At 41.7% G+C, this 16162-nt stretch carries 18 protein-coding genes; all 18 read right to left on the reverse strand.

Annotated features, from left to right (window positions below; genetic code table 11):
* Positions 1-825 (reverse strand): glycosyltransferase family 2 protein (locus tag GQS54_RS16155; protein ID WP_205967796.1); only part of this gene is annotated, 825 nt, incomplete at its 3' end.
* Between the two features lie 37 nt (positions 826-862).
* Positions 863-1321 (reverse strand): adenylyltransferase/cytidyltransferase family protein, encoded by a 459-nt coding sequence (locus GQS54_RS16160; protein WP_166424991.1) that lies wholly within the window; start codon positions 1319-1321, stop codon positions 863-865.
* Entirely contained in the window at positions 1322-2227 is a 906-nt protein-coding gene (locus GQS54_RS16165; protein WP_166424992.1) for a LicD family protein, read from the reverse strand.
* 90 nt (positions 2228-2317) lie between these two features.
* Positions 2318-3043, reverse strand: a complete 726-nt coding sequence (locus tag GQS54_RS16170) for an SDR family oxidoreductase (RefSeq protein ID WP_166424993.1) — start codon at positions 3041-3043, stop codon at positions 2318-2320.
* The gene (locus GQS54_RS16175; protein WP_166424994.1) at positions 3036-4379 is read right to left on the reverse strand and encodes an AMP-binding protein; all 1344 of its coding nucleotides are present in this window, start codon (positions 4377-4379) and stop codon (positions 3036-3038) included. Before GQS54_RS16175 ends, GQS54_RS16170 begins: the two co-directional genes overlap by 8 nt.
* Positions 4379-4639, reverse strand: a complete 261-nt coding sequence (locus GQS54_RS16180; RefSeq protein ID WP_166424995.1) for an acyl carrier protein — start codon at positions 4637-4639, stop codon at positions 4379-4381. Before GQS54_RS16180 ends, GQS54_RS16175 begins: the two co-directional genes overlap by 1 nt.
* Entirely contained in the window at positions 4636-5247 is a 612-nt protein-coding gene (gene pseH, locus GQS54_RS16185) for a UDP-4-amino-4,6-dideoxy-N-acetyl-beta-L-altrosamine N-acetyltransferase (RefSeq protein WP_166424996.1), read from the reverse strand. Before pseH ends, GQS54_RS16180 begins: the two co-directional genes overlap by 4 nt.
* On the reverse strand, positions 5240-6370 hold the full coding sequence (gene pseG / locus GQS54_RS16190; protein ID WP_166424997.1) for a UDP-2,4-diacetamido-2,4,6-trideoxy-beta-L-altropyranose hydrolase: 1131 nt from the start codon (positions 6368-6370) through the stop codon (positions 5240-5242). Before pseG ends, pseH begins: the two co-directional genes overlap by 8 nt.
* Complete coding sequence (gene pseI, locus GQS54_RS16195) at positions 6360-7427, reverse strand: pseudaminic acid synthase (protein ID WP_166424998.1); 1068 nt, start codon at positions 7425-7427, stop codon at positions 6360-6362. The genes pseG and pseI overlap by 11 nt, the downstream gene beginning before the upstream one ends.
* A gap of 36 nt (positions 7428-7463) precedes the next feature.
* The gene (locus GQS54_RS16200; RefSeq protein WP_166424999.1) at positions 7464-8546 is read right to left on the reverse strand and encodes a hypothetical protein; all 1083 of its coding nucleotides are present in this window, start codon (positions 8544-8546) and stop codon (positions 7464-7466) included.
* Between the two features lies 1 nt (position 8547).
* On the reverse strand, positions 8548-9249 hold the full coding sequence (gene pseF, locus GQS54_RS16205; RefSeq protein WP_166425000.1) for a pseudaminic acid cytidylyltransferase: 702 nt from the start codon (positions 9247-9249) through the stop codon (positions 8548-8550).
* 10 nt (positions 9250-9259) lie between these two features.
* Positions 9260-10396 carry a UDP-4-amino-4,6-dideoxy-N-acetyl-beta-L-altrosamine transaminase gene (gene pseC / locus GQS54_RS16210; protein WP_166425046.1) on the reverse strand — a complete coding sequence of 379 codons (1137 nt, stop codon included), beginning with the start codon at positions 10394-10396 and terminating at the stop codon, positions 9260-9262.
* A gap of 8 nt (positions 10397-10404) precedes the next feature.
* Positions 10405-11403 (reverse strand): UDP-N-acetylglucosamine 4,6-dehydratase (inverting), encoded by a 999-nt coding sequence (gene pseB / locus GQS54_RS16215; protein WP_166425001.1) that lies wholly within the window; start codon positions 11401-11403, stop codon positions 10405-10407.
* A gap of 137 nt (positions 11404-11540) precedes the next feature.
* On the reverse strand, positions 11541-11849 hold the full coding sequence (locus GQS54_RS16220; RefSeq protein WP_166425002.1) for a hypothetical protein: 309 nt from the start codon (positions 11847-11849) through the stop codon (positions 11541-11543).
* Positions 11846-12277, reverse strand: coding sequence for a flagellar export chaperone FliS (gene fliS, locus GQS54_RS16225; RefSeq protein ID WP_166425003.1), 432 nt, complete (start codon positions 12275-12277; stop codon positions 11846-11848). The genes GQS54_RS16220 and fliS overlap by 4 nt, the downstream gene beginning before the upstream one ends.
* A gap of 21 nt (positions 12278-12298) precedes the next feature.
* The gene (gene fliD, locus GQS54_RS16230) at positions 12299-13780 is read right to left on the reverse strand and encodes a flagellar filament capping protein FliD (RefSeq protein WP_166425004.1); all 1482 of its coding nucleotides are present in this window, start codon (positions 13778-13780) and stop codon (positions 12299-12301) included.
* Positions 13781-13802: 22 nt separating this feature from the next.
* A complete protein-coding gene (locus tag GQS54_RS16235; RefSeq protein WP_166425005.1) occupies positions 13803-14225 on the reverse strand; it encodes a flagellar protein FlaG in 423 nt (140 codons plus the stop codon).
* A gap of 864 nt (positions 14226-15089) precedes the next feature.
* Positions 15090-15923 carry a flagellin gene (locus GQS54_RS16240; RefSeq protein WP_166425006.1) on the reverse strand — a complete coding sequence of 278 codons (834 nt, stop codon included), beginning with the start codon at positions 15921-15923 and terminating at the stop codon, positions 15090-15092.
* Between the last annotated feature and the right edge of the window lie 239 nt (positions 15924-16162).

Here is a 16162-nt window from a genome sequence, read left to right on the forward strand (position 1 = left end):
TAATAAAGAGATTTTTTTAAAAACTTTTTCAACAACCATAGCTAAGTCATCTATTTCATTCAAAGGTACTTCTGTGCAGTGAATAAACTTAAGGTAATATTCAAATTCACGAGGCTCAAGTTGTACACCCAATTTTTTTAGATGTTCATATAATCGATGTTTATAGAGTTTCTCGCGATATGCCTGTTGTGTATATATAATCGAATCATCGTGTTGCCGATAGCGATATAATACTTCACGCAATCCACCTAGCTTATATTTATTGTCAGCTACAATTCTTGAAATAAAATCATATTCTTCTAGATGCGTATATTCTGGATTAAATGCATAGCCTTCAAATACTTTCCTTCTGCAAAGTAATGAAGCAATGAGCATACAGCTCTTACCAAAGACACTCGTTATATGAATATCTTCATGAAACTGTCTGAAATGCCACACCTCATTTTTACTTCCAAATACTTCCGCCCAACAACCCACAATATCAAGGTCAGCTTCTTTTAAGTAATGTAATTGATGTTCTAAACGCCGCTCTGAGCAGATATCGTCTGCGTCCATCCTGGCCAAGAACGAAGATGTTGACCACTCAACTAACTCATTTAAAGTGCTTACTAGTCCCCTATTCTCTCTTGCTCTCCAAGTTATACGAGAGTCCTTTGTAGCCATAGCTTTAATTATTTCTAGTGATTCATCAGTAGAGCCGTCATCAATAATCAATAGCTCCCACTCTAAAAAACTTTGGTTTCGAATAGAATCAATTGCTAACGTCAAATATCTATCGGCATTAAAAACCGGCATTAAAACCTGAATGATAGGATCTGAAGCCATTATAAATTATGTCCGAATAACATGTGGTTTATTATTATCATTCCAATGCCTTTACAATTTCGAGTACCCCATCCAAGCCTTGTTTTATTTTTTTGATAGAAGTGTCGTCAATTTTTGACAATACCTTCTTTAAATTTGTGGTTGAAATACTTGGTGTTCTAGGCAAATACACGACTTCGCAATGTGACATTAGATCGTCAAACTTGCCTTGCCAATCAGCACCGATCCCAAAAATATCGACGCTATACTTTTCAATATCCTTGCGTTTTTGCTGCCAATCATTTTCCGGTATGACTTCATCGACACAACGCAATGCTCCAACAATCTTAGCTCTGTCAGCATAGCTATATAAGCTATTCTTATCTTTAACAGCGTTAAACTCATCAGTCGATACGCCAACTATCAGTCGATCACCTAACGCTCTTAGCCGCTCAAGCATATTGATATGCCCAATATGCAGTAAATCAAACGTGCCATAGGTAATAATCGTTTTCATTTAATCCTCAGCAGTGAACACAGTAGCGGATTTAATTTGATTGAGTGACCAGTCTTGATTAGGGGTCTGCCAATCGCCGTAATGCCCTTCTAAATAGTCTTCAACGTCGTGTGGTAAGTAAACAGTTCCCTCAGAAAACGAATGACCTCGAATGTTAGAAAAATGCCGAGTAGGCATACGAAACCCGCGTGAAGCTAAGCAATAGTCCATATATTCTCCGTCGATATATTTAACGAAAAAATCTATTCCCGGTAAAGTCACGTTCTCTTCTGAAGGTAGAAATTTTAGTGCTCGTATGGCTCCTACTGACACTGCACCGTATTCCCGCTGATTAACGTATTGATGTAACGTCCATGGCACTCCAGTTAGCTCGAGCAATTTTGGTAACAATTGCTCTAGTGTCTCAACTGTATGTTCCAAATATTGTGCATTGACTGAAAAATCTAAATCATCATCCCATGGGATAAGTGCATTATCTCTATACACTCCAAGTAACGTGCCTGCGTCAATATAATGAGGCACATCGTGTGAGTTTAGATTTGCTGAAAGCATTAGCAGCAAATCCACGGCGGTTTGACCTTGCCTATGAGAGTTTTTTAGTTGTATCGGTTTAATCAGCCTAGCCGGTAACACTTCGACGCTTATTTCAGGTACGAGTTGCGCCAACTGTTCTTCAATTTGTTCGAAAAATTCACTGGCAATCATAACCTTATCAGGAGCTAGCGAGGCCAAGTCCAAAGGTGAAACAATCGGAATATTCTGAATTTTTGAACCGTGTTTAGCACTGTCATTGTCAGCGAACGCGACAATATCATATTGCTTGGAAAGCTCAGATAACGCAGAACGACCAGACAAACTTGCGCCAAAGATCACGACTGTGGGTGTTTGTTTGGAGTGATTCTGCATATTTCGCTCTTTCTAAATAGACTGACTATCTTAGGTATACTTTATTATCGGCTAGTACTGAGTCGACTTTAATCGCCCGTATTCTAATCTTTAAGCGGTACTTCCCGCATCGACCGTCATCACAGTCCCAGTGATAGCAGAGCCTTTGTCACTTAATAAAAAGCTGACCATAGCAGCGGCATCTTCAACACTGGCTAATTTACCCAATGGGCTTCTGCGCTTAATCGACGCTAACTTTTCACCCTGTAAATCACCTGTCATGTCAGTTTGCATATAACCGGGTGCAACACAATTTACGGTAATGCCTGCCTTGCCTACTTCTCTGGCTAGCGATTTACTGAAGCCCTCTAAAGCGGCTTTGCTTGCAGCATAAACACTCAGGCCATTAAATCCTGTTTTAGCGATTATCGATGAAATATTGATCACTCGCCCTTTTCGATTAAGCAACATTGAGCGTAGCAAGTACTTACTTAATAACATAGGAGATTGCACATTCAGGCGCATTAAACTATCAATTACACCATTCGGCATGGTGGCTAGTACACCATCATGCCCAACAGCGGCATTATTAACCAAACCGTAGGGGCGACCAAAGGTTTTCACGATGGATTTACACAACGCTGGAATATGTTCTAAATCCGCTAAATCCGCTTCGACGAAGTGGCAAAGCTCAGGCTTTGACGCAACCAATTTTTGTAGTTCAGTACTATAGGTTCGAGAAAGTGCTACCACAGACATGCCAGAGTCGAGTATGTCTCGGCAAATAGCCAAACCTAAGCCTCTACTTGCCCCTGTTACCACAACATATTCAGACATTATCGCTCCTGTTTAGTTTACCTGTTGGGCTTACTACCAAACTGTCAATATGGCGTAATTTTACAGGAATTTCAAAACGTTGCAGTATCAATTTGCACCGCTCGCGCACGCTGTGACTAATACTCGACCAATCATGATGTGAATCGATCACAATATCAGCAACCACTAAACTCCCCAGCACACTATTAGCCTGGCCATACACCTTGGCCTGTAATACGCCGGCAACAGATAAAATTATCGACTCCACTTTTTCAGGGTGTACCTTATTGCCACCTACGTTGATGACCCCACTTGCACGTCCAAGAAAAAGTACTCGTTCACCTTCGATTTGAACTTGATCTTGGGTATCTAAATAGCCCTTTTCATCAATGAGTGCTTCAAGTTGTGCATCCAATTTATGGCTCGGTTTTATGCGTAAATGTTGGTTTTCATCAATTCGTAGTTGCGCACGACCCACGCCTTGCTGTAACCAATCGACGGGAAAGCCCGCTAGCTTGTCTGCTACTACGAAGCCTACTCCGGCTTCCGTGGATGCATAGATGTGACGGATACTGGCGTCAGGATAAAGTGCAGAGAGCTTATCGAGCAAAGGTTGGTCAACCGTCTCACCACCGAGCGTAATACGTTTTAACGGTAGATTTAGGAGCTGATTTGTCATCAGCATTTGACGCCACATGCTTGGGGTAGCGGAAAGTGCGCTGACCTTTTCTCTAGCAAAGTGCTTCATGTTTGTTATTAAGTCCTCAGAGCTCCCATCAACCAACGTTGCACCGCTGGTCAATGCTTGCAGCAATACCTGCAGGCCTGCGTATCGATAGGGTTGATACAAGTTTGCCCAACATAGGGCTGAAAGCGTTGGTGAAGCCTTAGTACTGAGTGTTAACGAAGCAAGGGAGTGACTAAACCATTTAGGTTGCCCTGATGTTCCCGATGAGGCCAACCACCATCGTGTGACGATTGTGTGAGTAAAAGCATGATCGACACGAAAGCTCGATTTCTGGGCAATCTCTGCGTCTTCTTGACTCAGCTTAATATGTTGTTCAGATGCTGGGTATATATTTATCGAAAGGCGCTGATAACTAGGATCAATACTTTTTACCAACGACGCTGAGCATAAATAAAGATCAGAGCAAAAGCCATCAAATGCAAGCAACCCAACACTAAAAGAAGCACTGTCAGTGTATATCAATGCTAAGGGTTTATTTTTGAGGTGCTGATATTCCTCTCGCCACTGCTGAGCTAATTCAAGTAGCCACTCAACTGAAAATGACTGACTTGCTGACTCAATGACAGGAGTAACTGCCCTATTGATTAGAAGTGACGCTAAGTTGCTCATTAATCGCGCTTTTGCTCTAATCCTTGTGCATAAACTGCGACAAACTCAGCAAATGTTGCAGGGTAGACTGTAATCGCCAGTTCCGTAAAAGGGTCAATGCCTAATTCTTCTTCTAGTTGAGCCACTAACATTGCGTACCCTAAAGAATCAAGCCCTGACTGCAGCAGTAACGTATCAGGCTCTATCGTTTCAATGAGTTGGCAATCACTCAACTGAGCAACATCACTCATTGCGCGTTTAACTGTCTGTTCAATATTCACATTTGTTCCTTACTCAAAAATGTCACTTGCTGACATCCTCTTTGAATGGGTTTGGGTAACGTGGTTAGCACTTTATCTCTGTGCTGTCGCCATTTGTGCATAGCATAGTGAAAAAAGTGAATGTCGAACTGTTCCAGTTCTGATTGCTCATTTCGTATTCGCATTCCACCACTTTCTATTTTTATTAGTGTGTAATTAAATAGTTTGTGCAGTTTTAAAGCCGCCGTATTGAACGACAATACTTGCGCATCTAGCCCTATGCAGTTTGTATTTTGTGCAGCATACTCGAGCGCGGCCCATTCGAGTATTAATCCGCTGCCTGGTGCACAGTTTACTTCACCTAAGTAACACCCCCACTGTATTACTTGTTGTTGAGTTTCACTAAAATTCAATACACCAATGGGACGCGCATGTTGACAATATATCCAACATTCCCGGTTAGGGTCGTGCAGTAATGCGTCGAACCAGTCTTTATGCTCTTCCCACGTAATCAACTTATCGTAATGCATGTTGGCTCGCACTCTATCACTATTTCGCCAGTGCCAAACAATGGATAAATGTGATGCATTAATGGGTATAAAACAATGCTCACTAGCAGTGCTACTCATCGCTTGCTGTCCGAGTAGGCTGATTAACTGACTCTGGATATAGCCCTGCATAAATGTGGGTAAACCCGTTTTGCTGACGAGCCGATAGTGCGTTGCTATGCATTTTTTTCAGTTGTTCAGGTTGGTGCCACAAAGCCATTGTTTTTTGTACTATTTGTGAGAGTAATTGCTCTTTTACATTAGTGTCCAGTTCATCGCCACCCATTGCTTGAAGGGTGCTTTGATCACTCACAAGACACCACCCTTTTTTACTCGCTTGAGCACTAGCGAATTGTTGATTCTTTGCCGTAACGACTAATATTGACGGTGCGGCACAATGCAGCAATTCAAATTGACTGGCCCCCGCAGCCGAAACAACTAAACGCGCCTCTTGAAATAAACTGGCTACCTGTTGGCAGTCATGAAAATGTTCAATCGACAGGTGGCTTTGTTTTATGGCGTCATTAAGCGAGTCTAAATATTGATACCCACTTCCTGTTATTATGGTAATTGGGAGTCGAATAAAGGAATCATTAAAATGCTTCAACAATGGCTGAGTAAGTTGGTTTGGGTCGCTGCCACCGAACATAATGATCAATCGGTTTCGCTTATCAAAGGTCAGCGGTGCTACCTGATAGAATTCTTGCCTAAGCACACGAAAGGTACCCCCAGTGCAACGCTGTGCGTTGGGTGAAAGCGCCTTATACGCTAATTCCTGTGCCCCGCTCGCCCAATTAATAATCATTGCCAACTGGCTGTCTTCAATGTCAGCTTCTAGTAATTGACCATCATCAAACATAGCGAGTTTGCAGGCACCTAAATAAAGTGATTTTCGATAACTAAAATCAAATTGATATCCGTCTAGTATTAACCAATCTGCTTTCTCTTTAACGCACAACTGCTGTAGCTCGTGGTGCTCATCATATAACGAAATACCCGCTACGGGGTGTATTTCCCCCACCCAATCGCTGCGGGATTGGCAATGTAGCAAACTATTCTGACTCACAGCAAATAACACTCGCACGCCTTGCGCTTCGAGCCCTTGAGCCAGAGCTAAGCAACGCATTAGGTGCCCCAACCCGAGCTCCGATCCCGCATCTACCCGAAATATAATACATTGCGGTTTGAGCGCGTTAGCGAACATGAGACCAGTTTAGCGCAGTGCCTTTTACGATATTTTGCGTGGCGTGTTTGCCCTGAACACCATCCCAGTGCTTAGGAGCAAGCCCGAACGCGGGACGAACCACTCGCAGATTTAACGTAGTAAATTGCTCACCTGCTTTAATATCTTCACAAGCATAGATAGAACGCCGATATTGCTTGGACTTTTGCTCAACATCGCTGCCACCATATTTAACTTCACCAAGTGCTTGCCATGCCCGTTCGGTTTCGTCCACCAGCATTTTAAATTCACTTGGCTCTAACGAGAATGCTGCATCTACGCCACCTGCTTGCCTGTCGAGTACGAAGTGTTTTTCAATCACGCTGGCACCCAACGCCACCGAAGCAACCGACACCCCGACACCGGCGGTGTGATCCGACAGTCCTACTTCGCAGCCGAAAGCGTCACGAAGATGAGGAATGGTGTGCAAGTTTGTATTTAACGCTTTTGCGGGATAGGTGCTTGTGCACTTAAGCAAAACAATGTCGTTGCAACCCGCAGCCATTGCTGTGGATATCGCCATTTCAATTTCACTTAATGATGCCATGCCAGTGGACATGATCATCGGCTTGCCCTTAGAAGCGGTTTTGGTAATAAGCGGTATATCCGTCAGTTCAAAAGAAGCAATCTTGTAGCACGGCACATCTAGCTCACTTAGAAAATCTACCGCGTTAGCATCAAAGGGGGAACTAAAGGCCAACATACCTAATGCTTTAGCCCTATCGAATAACACGCTGTGCCATTCATACGGCGTGGCTGCTTTCTCGTATAGGCCGTGTAGCGATGCGCCATGCCATAAACTGTCTTTTTCTTGGATAATGAAATCTGCAGATTTTACATCAAGCGTCATACTATCAGCGGTAAACGTCTGCAGTTTTATCGCATGGGCTCCGGCCTTCGCGGCAGCGTCAACCATCTCCAATGCTAACCCTAGCTGCTGATTATGATTGCCGCTCAGCTCTGCAATGATAAAAGGGGGGTGCTGATGCCCAATCGGCCTATCTCCAATGAAAATCGTGGTATGTTTATTTATTGGCATAAAAACGTTCTTAGCATGAATATATTTACTTTTAGGTTATCGACTTTGTTCAGCAAAAATTGACTCAATGTCATCCGCCAATTCTTCAGGGGAGTCACAACAACACACTGGCTGCCCTGCACTTTGCGTAAACGGACAATGCACTGGGCAACGTTCTGTTTGGTCCGTCGCGTAGTCTGGCATACTTATTAGAGGAGATTCACTGGCACTGATTAACAGTGTCAAGCAGCCGACTGCATTACCATACCATTGAGACTCCCCAGGCTTAGTAACGACTACATCAGCGTGTGCTACTTTGCTTAGAGTTTGCAACAGAGGCAACTTGGTATTCGCGTTAGACCAAACAGCAAACCCTTTGTCTTCTAATATTGTTTTAAGCTGAGTTATATATGGATAGGCATATCCGTCGTGTGCATCAGCTAAACATAAGACTATTTGTTTCGGCACTGTTTTTTCAGGCTGCAATTTTGTATCAGCATTATCCGGGAATTGGGATACAGCCTCTTGAATACGCTCAACCGGTAGATGCACATCAATATTAATGTCTTTAAAACCGCAGCATTCTTTTAAATAAAACTCTGTAAAGCCTGCATCAAACTGTTGTTGAGTATTCCACCATTGACTATGTAAACGTGTCATTCCGTGAAAGGTGCTTTGCATGTACCGTTCAGTCGATTGAACAAACTCTGGTTGTAGACTTTGATCCTGAAATTGACTGAGTAACGTTTGCACTGAAATATTTAACATATTACCCGCTACATTTTCGCCAGCGTCATGCAGAAAGCGCGCTAAAAAACAGGGCATAAACGCAGTATCAAGATTGACTATTTGCGTGTATTCCATGGGGATTATCTGTTCCGCTAATCCCAAAAAAGCTTCTATCGCCACTAACAAATCATTTGGCCAAGCATGCGCCGATAAGCTGAGTGTTGTTATTTTTGGGTCAACCAGATGGATGATATCTACGCCATCACCAAAGGTTAGAAAATCAATGTTACTTTCAGGGAATTTATGCTGAAAATGACGTAGCGCTGCCACCCCAATGGTCGCGGTGTCTTTCACGCTCAACATACGGATAAGCAGTATTCGCTCCAAATTTAGTGATGTCGTTTGCTCCATACTATTCCCCTCTTTTGGATTGCATAAACGCTTTATACATTAGCTCAGCTCGCTCCCAATCCTCAAGTGTGTCAATGTCTTGCACCAAATGGCGAGGTAACACAATCGGAATACTGGTTTCACTGAATGTGGGGATCCCTTTTAAAAATGCGTTACTTGTACCCCAATAAAACTGCCCTGCATCATGAAAAGCCTCCTCTAAATCTTGCGATCGCTTAGGGATGTCTTGTGGACTAAAAGGAAATACACCGCCATTTTGCATTTTAAGCGCCCGTTGAATAGGAAATGGAAAGCTGGTGACGGAAAAGGCGTAGTGCTTAGCATCATCAGCTCTTAGCTTTTCAAATCCGTCCTTTAGAGCCGACGCTTGTATAAACGGAGCTGTAGCGTAAATACAGCACGTATGGCTTGGATTCATTCCTAGCTGCTGCATTTGAGTGATTGCATGGCGAACCACAGGAACGGTACCGGTAAAATCATCAGACAAATTGCTTGGTCTTAGAAAAGGGATTTCTGCGCCATACTCTTTTGCGGTTTCGGCTATTTGCTTGCTGTCAGTTGAAATAATAATCTTATCGAACAACCCGCATTCTTTCGCCGCTTCAATGGAATAGGCAATTAATGGTTTGCCACAGAATATTTTACTGTTCTTACCAGGGATACGTTTGCTGCCCCCTCTAGCGGGTATAATGGCTAGGTTCATGTAGCAAAATTCACTGCAATACCTTATGCAGTGTTTCGATTACGTACTGCTGCTCAGACTCTGTCATCGTCGGAAAGAGTGGCAAAGTAATGGCACTTTGATAAAAGCGCTCTGCATGTGGAAAATCGCCTTTCTTAAAGCCTTCCCGTTGATAATAAGGCTGCAAATGTATTGGAATATAATGCACATTCACCCCAATGTCGCGTTCTCGAAGAAGGTCGAAAATTTCTCGCCTGTCATGTTCAACGAGTTCAATCATAAATAAATGCCAAGCACTATCAGCTAAACTTGAACGCAAAGGTAGGATAATGGGTAATCCAGTTAATGCATCCAAGTAACGTTCGGCCTTTTCACGTCTCAAGTGAATAAAATCATCTAATTTACATAGCTGAGAAATGCCAAGCGCTGCGTGAATATCACTTAAACGATAGTTATAACCCAATTCATGCTGTTCGTAATACCAAGCGCCCTGACCGCTAACTATTAACTTACTATCTTCCCGCGTAATACCGTGTTTCGCAAATAAAGTGAGGCGTTCGAGTAGCGTTTCGTTATTTGTTGTTACCGCTCCGCCTTCAGCTGTAGTAATTGATTTTACTGGGTGGAAACTAAGTACGGTCATATCGCTATATTGGCAACTACCAATAGGACGATTTTGGTATTTGCCTCCGAATGCATGAGCAGCATCTTCGATAAGCGTAATATCATACTCGTCGGTAATATCAGCTATCGCCTGCATATCGCAACTTGCCCCAGCAAAATGCACAACTATCAGCGCTTTAGGCAATTTATTGCTCTGCGTTATTTTACGCTTCAAGGCATCAATTGAGAGGTTTCGAGTTTTAGAGTCAATATCAACAAAATCAATATCCGCACCACAAAAATGAGCACAATTAGCTGACGCAACAAATGAATTAGGCACAGTCCAAACCACGTCGTCTGGCCCAACGCCAGCAGCTAAACATGCAATATGTAATCCAGACGTACCACTATTAACCGCAATCGAGTGACTCGCGCCAGTATATTCACATAACGCTTTTTCAAACGCAGGGACTGATTGCCCTTGAGTGAGAAACTGATTTTTAAGTACATTAACGACAGCGTCTATATCATCTTGATCGATTGTGTGGCGACCATAAGGCAACATGGTCACAATTAATTCGTCGCTTTTTCTAATGTGCGCAGCTCATCTACCGTCAAAAAATGAGGGTTGGTACCCGAATGGTACTCAAACTTATCTGCTACGGGGTGGCCTACTTCTCCAAGCTTATTGCGTTTGTAATCCATATTTTTTTCGAAAAATAATATCGCCGGCGTAATCACGTAATGATCATCAAACTCTAGAGAGTGGTGCGCCATTTCTTCTGGGACCATGACTTCGTGCAATTTTTCGCCAGGGCGAATACCAACCAACTCATGCTCACGCGTACCGCTCATTGACTCAACCAAATCAAGAATGTCTACGGAAGGGATTTTAGGCACAAAGATTTCGCCGCCCTGCATTCGTTGAAAGTTTTTAACAACAAATTCAACACCTTCATCAAGCGTTATCCAAAACCGTGTCATTTCTGCGTGAGTAACCGGGAGCTTACGTTTTCCTTGATCAAGTAAAGAACGATAAAATGGCACCACTGAGCCACGAGACCCCACGACGTTACCGTAACGTACGACTGAAAAGCGCGGTCCCGTTGCGCCTGAAATATTATTCGCGGCGACAAATAATTTATCCGATGCCAGCTTTGTTGCCCCATAAAGATTGACTGGATTGGCTGCTTTGTCAGTAGAAAGTGCTATAACGCGACTGACATTTGTCGCAATTGCGGCATCAATGACATTCTGCGCGCCATAGATATTCGTTTTAATGCACTCATTCGGATTGTACTCAGCGGCAGGAACCTGTTTAAGAGCAGCAGCATGCACCACGTAATCGACATCACGCATTGCGGATATCATACGGTCCTTGTCACGCACATCGCCAATAAAATAACGCATACATTTTTCATCAAAGACTTGCTGCATCTCGAACTGCTTAAGTTCATCTCGAGAATAAATAATGATTTTTCTAGGGTTATAGTTTTTGAGGATATAAGAAACAAAACGATTACCAAACGAGCCTGTACCACCAGTAATTAAAATCGATTTATTGTTAAACATTTTGTTATTCCATCACTGTGATTGCAGGCTCATATTGATACTATTCTAGTGTATATCGCTATGAATAATATAGACTTTTAAGAAAATTTAATTATTCATATATAACGTAAGATTAACACGTGGATACGCCACTATGGTTAAATATATTTTTTAACCGCTTTACGACCGCGAACTAAACCACTTAATTGCTTTAAAGATGCCTTAAACATTTGCTCTGCGTAGCCAACTAATGCGTTATTGACTTCAATTTCGGCCTTACAGAACAGCGTTTTACGAACGTCATCAAGTGTTAAAATATAGGTATTAATACAGTTATCTCTACGAACAGAAAGTGTATAGAAAGACTTTTCATCAGGGTCTGCTGAAGCTAATAACTCAGACAGCTCCTGATTGATAGTTTCAAGTTCAGGCGGGGTATATTCGTGTGTCAGTGTGATGTTTTTCAAACTGCAGCTTGGCGTTTTTGCCGTTGCGCTTCGTAAGCTTCTAATTTCGCAGCTTCAGGTATTTGCGACCAGGCCGTTTTAATTGGTAGCATTAAATTAATTACTTCATCCATAATCGACACACTATTTTGCACTGTCGCATCAGTTAACCTTTGCACCATGTAATCATAAAGAGCAAAAAGATTATCTGCCACTTCTGCATTATTGGTTAAATCGAGCGTATCCCGTAAGTTGATTAATATGGAGGTACATCGGCCGATATGTTGCCCCTTTTCGGCAAACTCTTTCCGCTCTATGCAACCTTTTGCATAGGCCATTCGATCAAGTGCACCTTGCATCAACATTAGGGTTAATTTATGAGGGTCAGCTTGTGCAACTTCTTGCTTCAAGTTACCTTTTTTATATGCGTTAATGCCTTTTAAAGCCATTTAAATTCTCCCATTACTGCTTTAAATTGAACCTAATGACGCCATAAGCGCTGACCCGGTTTGATTTAGTTTTGTTACGGTTTGATCAAGATTGAGATACTTGTCACGCAGTATTTGCTCGCTAGATGCCAATCTTAACTCAAATTGCACTCTTTCGTCTGAAAGTTGATCCTTTTGATCCTTCACAGAGCGTTCTCTAGATGTCAATAAGCCACTAGATTTCGTATATTGCTCAACATATTCTTCTAACCGAACAGCCACACCTTCTTCACTATCCGTAAACAACGCAGCTATATCATCAAAGTTATCCTCAAGCGCTTCTTTTAAACGATCTTCACCACTTCCAAAACCATATTTATTTGAAGAACCAATTTCTAGCTCGCCATCTTCATTAAACTCAATGCCTAATTGGAATAAAGTACCTAAACCAGAAGATGATACTTTTGAACCAATAATATTAGATAAACCATTTTGAATTCCACGGATCATGGCATCTCCGGCAAGGGCACCATCGTCCTCTAAATCAGATAAACCATACTTTGTTAAATTGGTGATTTCAGTATTTAACGCGTTAAAGTTTTCAACGAACGCTCTAATTTTTTCTTCGACAGCCTCGGTATCAAAGCCTATCTTCAAAGACGAGGTAAGAGGCGTAACACCGTCATCCCCAAGTTCAGACAATTGAGATACGGAAAATGACACATTCTCAATTACGTTTTCAAACTCTGTACTACTACTTTCAACCGCAATGCCATCAATTGTGGCTTTGGAATTTTGAGCATTTAAAACCGGCGATAAATAGTTGACTGTTTCTGTTGAATTAGTCGTTGCAAGTCGATTAAGGTCCGCAAGATCATTATCATTCACAATAACCAGGTCATTCCCTTCACCTTCGACTGAAGATGTAAATACTAACTTCGCACCACCTGATTCTGTACCCGTATCAATAATGCTAGAGCGAACCCCAAAATTGTCATCGGAATTATTGATAGCGCTACTTAACTGTTGTAACGTCATTCCTGCCGTCACATCAATTGAAAAACTATCACTGGTTGCGCCAATTTTAAATGTCAAACTGCCTGATGCAGGATCGGTTGGTAATGATTGAGTGTAAACGGAGTCACTGGTGCTCGCGAAGCCGCCGTCCTCGGCGTTATCCGTTTCTATACGACTCCCACTGGCTAATTGGGTAACCGCTATTGCATAAGTCGCTTCTACAGCACTATTTGATGCTTCAGCGGTAAAAGGTTCGACATCTTCACTGGGATTTTTAACGGTAGGCTCACGGCCTTTTAGATCTGCGTCACTGCTCAGTTCTTCTACACTATCCAAAAAATCTTTCATTTTAGATTTAAGTGAGCCAATGCTGGATATTTCAGCGTCGTAAGACTCTTCTTGCGTATCTAATCGTTGTTGTTTAGGCGCGCGCTCTGCTTCCAAAAGCTGACTAACCAGAGCCTCAAGATCTAAACCTGAACCTACTCCAAGCGATTGAATTGACATAGCTACCTCATATATTTATATTTTAAGCTTGTTTATTAACAAACATACCTACGGCCGAACTAACGTCTGTTTGTAATTCTTTAATCCGTTTTGAAAAATTAAGAACTTCTTCCGTGGGTATCTGCCGAATTACATCGCCGCTTTGTGAATCAGTGACTTTAACCACCTGCCTACCGCTACCTTCGTCAACGGAAAAATTCAGTTGACGATTTTTAGTCTGAACAAATTCATTTACATCAGCGATCGCACTATCAATCACTTTGTCCGAAAGCTCGAAATCGATCTGCTCTTGAATATCTTTATCGGCTAAAAGAGCAATGTCTTTAACTTCTTCGACGGATTGCTTTTTAAACAGATTTAGATCTTCTTTTGCTTCATTATTTAACTGCTTCAAGTCAGAATTCAAAGCAAAATTTTGGCCAACTTGTGATATTCCAATATCCATAACTCACCTCGTAAACAATGCAGAGAACAAAGATGCATCAACATCAAATATCCCCTGTCTTTATGTTACTAATAACGGATTACTAATCGTAAGTATAATCCACTTTTCAGTATCGTAAACTTAACTAATTTAGCGTATAAACTATACGTCGTTTGTGCAGCTTAAATTCACAGTATCCTTTCCCTTTCGGGAATTTAAAAAGCACAAAATACAATTCACCTTAACTATAGTATCGGCCATATCTCTAGTATCTTTAGCATTTAATCGAAAAATAATCATTGGAAGAAATTAATACTGCCAGAATAAATTCTCTGTAGATGAACAGCTATTTATTAGACATCTGCTAGTTAAGTAAGCAACCTAAATGCAATGATCGCGTATGAGTTGCAAATGCTGCCTCGAAGCATAGAAATCTGATCGTTCTGGACGCGCAGGTGATAGCTCTGTTTTATAGAATTAGAAAAAAAGGGTCGCTGGCCAATCATGCCAAGATAAAGAATACACGAGGGATGGATGACGTTTGATCATGAAGATGTGTGGACTTGAAAGCCGTAGCAGTTACGAGGTAATTTACGCGATCATGAGGTTGTAGAAAGTTGTTTGCTTATTGAAACGAAAATAAATACACGTATAAATTATTAGTAGTTATTCCATCTTCGAAAGAAAGATACGGATCATTAATAAACTATCTATCTTATTTTGAAAGTAAAAAACTAAATGAAAAAAGCCGAAGGATAACCTTCGGCTTAAAATGGCGAGAGAGTGAGTAGACTCTCAACTGATTGGATCTTCTCAACCTGGCGTTTTATCTCCTGGTTTCAAAGCCCTAACAGAAGGGTCTAGAAACCTAGTTTAACTATTCAATTAACCGAGTAGAGATAGAGCGGCCTGAGGACGCTGATTTGCCTGACTCAATACCGTCAAACTCGCTTGTTGAATAATCTGGTTACGAGTCAATTCAGCTGTTTCGGTCGCAAAATCAGTATCACGTATTTGTGAACGTGCAGCTGATACGTTTTCAGAGATATTCGACAGGTTACGGATTGTCGATTGGAATCGATTCTGTAAGGCACCTAAATCTGCACGTACTGCTCCTATAGTTGAAATAGCCTTAGTAATCGTTGTTAGCGCTCCTGAAGCACCGGCAATATTCTCAACCGAAAGCTCTTGAATACCTAGAGAAGAAGCAGCAAAGCCACCACCTACATTATCAGCCTGCAAGTTAACGGAGATGTTTTGTCCGCCGTTTGCACCCACTAAGAATTTAGCAGAAAACGAACCATTTAGAAGAGTAGCATCACCAAACTGTGAGTCAGTTGCAATACGGCTTATTTCTGTAACAAGTGCTTTCACTTCTTTTTGCAGAGCGGCACGGTCAGCAGACGAGTTAATCCCGTTTTGTGATTGAACAGCTAGCGTACGAATACGTTGTAGCGAAGACGTAACCTCACCCAACGCACCTTCAGCAGTCTGAACTAGCGATATTGCATCATTTGCGTTTCTAGCGGCTTGGTCTAAACCTTGAATCTGAGTAGTTAAACGTTCAGAAATTTGTAGACCTGCTGCATCATCAGCTGCTCGATTTATTCTAAAACCTGACGAAAGACGCTCGAACGACGTATTTAAACTAGTCGACGAATTAAATAATTGACGCTGTGCGTTCAAAGACGACACATTAGTATTTACAAATAAACCCATGGTTTCTCTCCTACATTTTCAGTTCAGTTTTCGCTGTTAACCGAAAATAAAAAATTGGTGGTTAAATAACTCTAAAAGTAATAATGAGATTTTAAAAATCATAATTACTATCTCTCTCATAAATGTTATCGACTGTAGCTAGGCTCTCTTTAATTAAAATTTAATAAATTTTACTTTTATGGCAAAGAACCATGGCTTTACTTTTGCTAACCTTCTGAGTTCCAATGAGTTTATTAAAT

Source organism: Paraglaciecola sp. 20A4 (genome assembly GCF_011378905.1).
Lineage (GTDB): Bacteria > Pseudomonadota > Gammaproteobacteria > Enterobacterales > Alteromonadaceae > Paraglaciecola.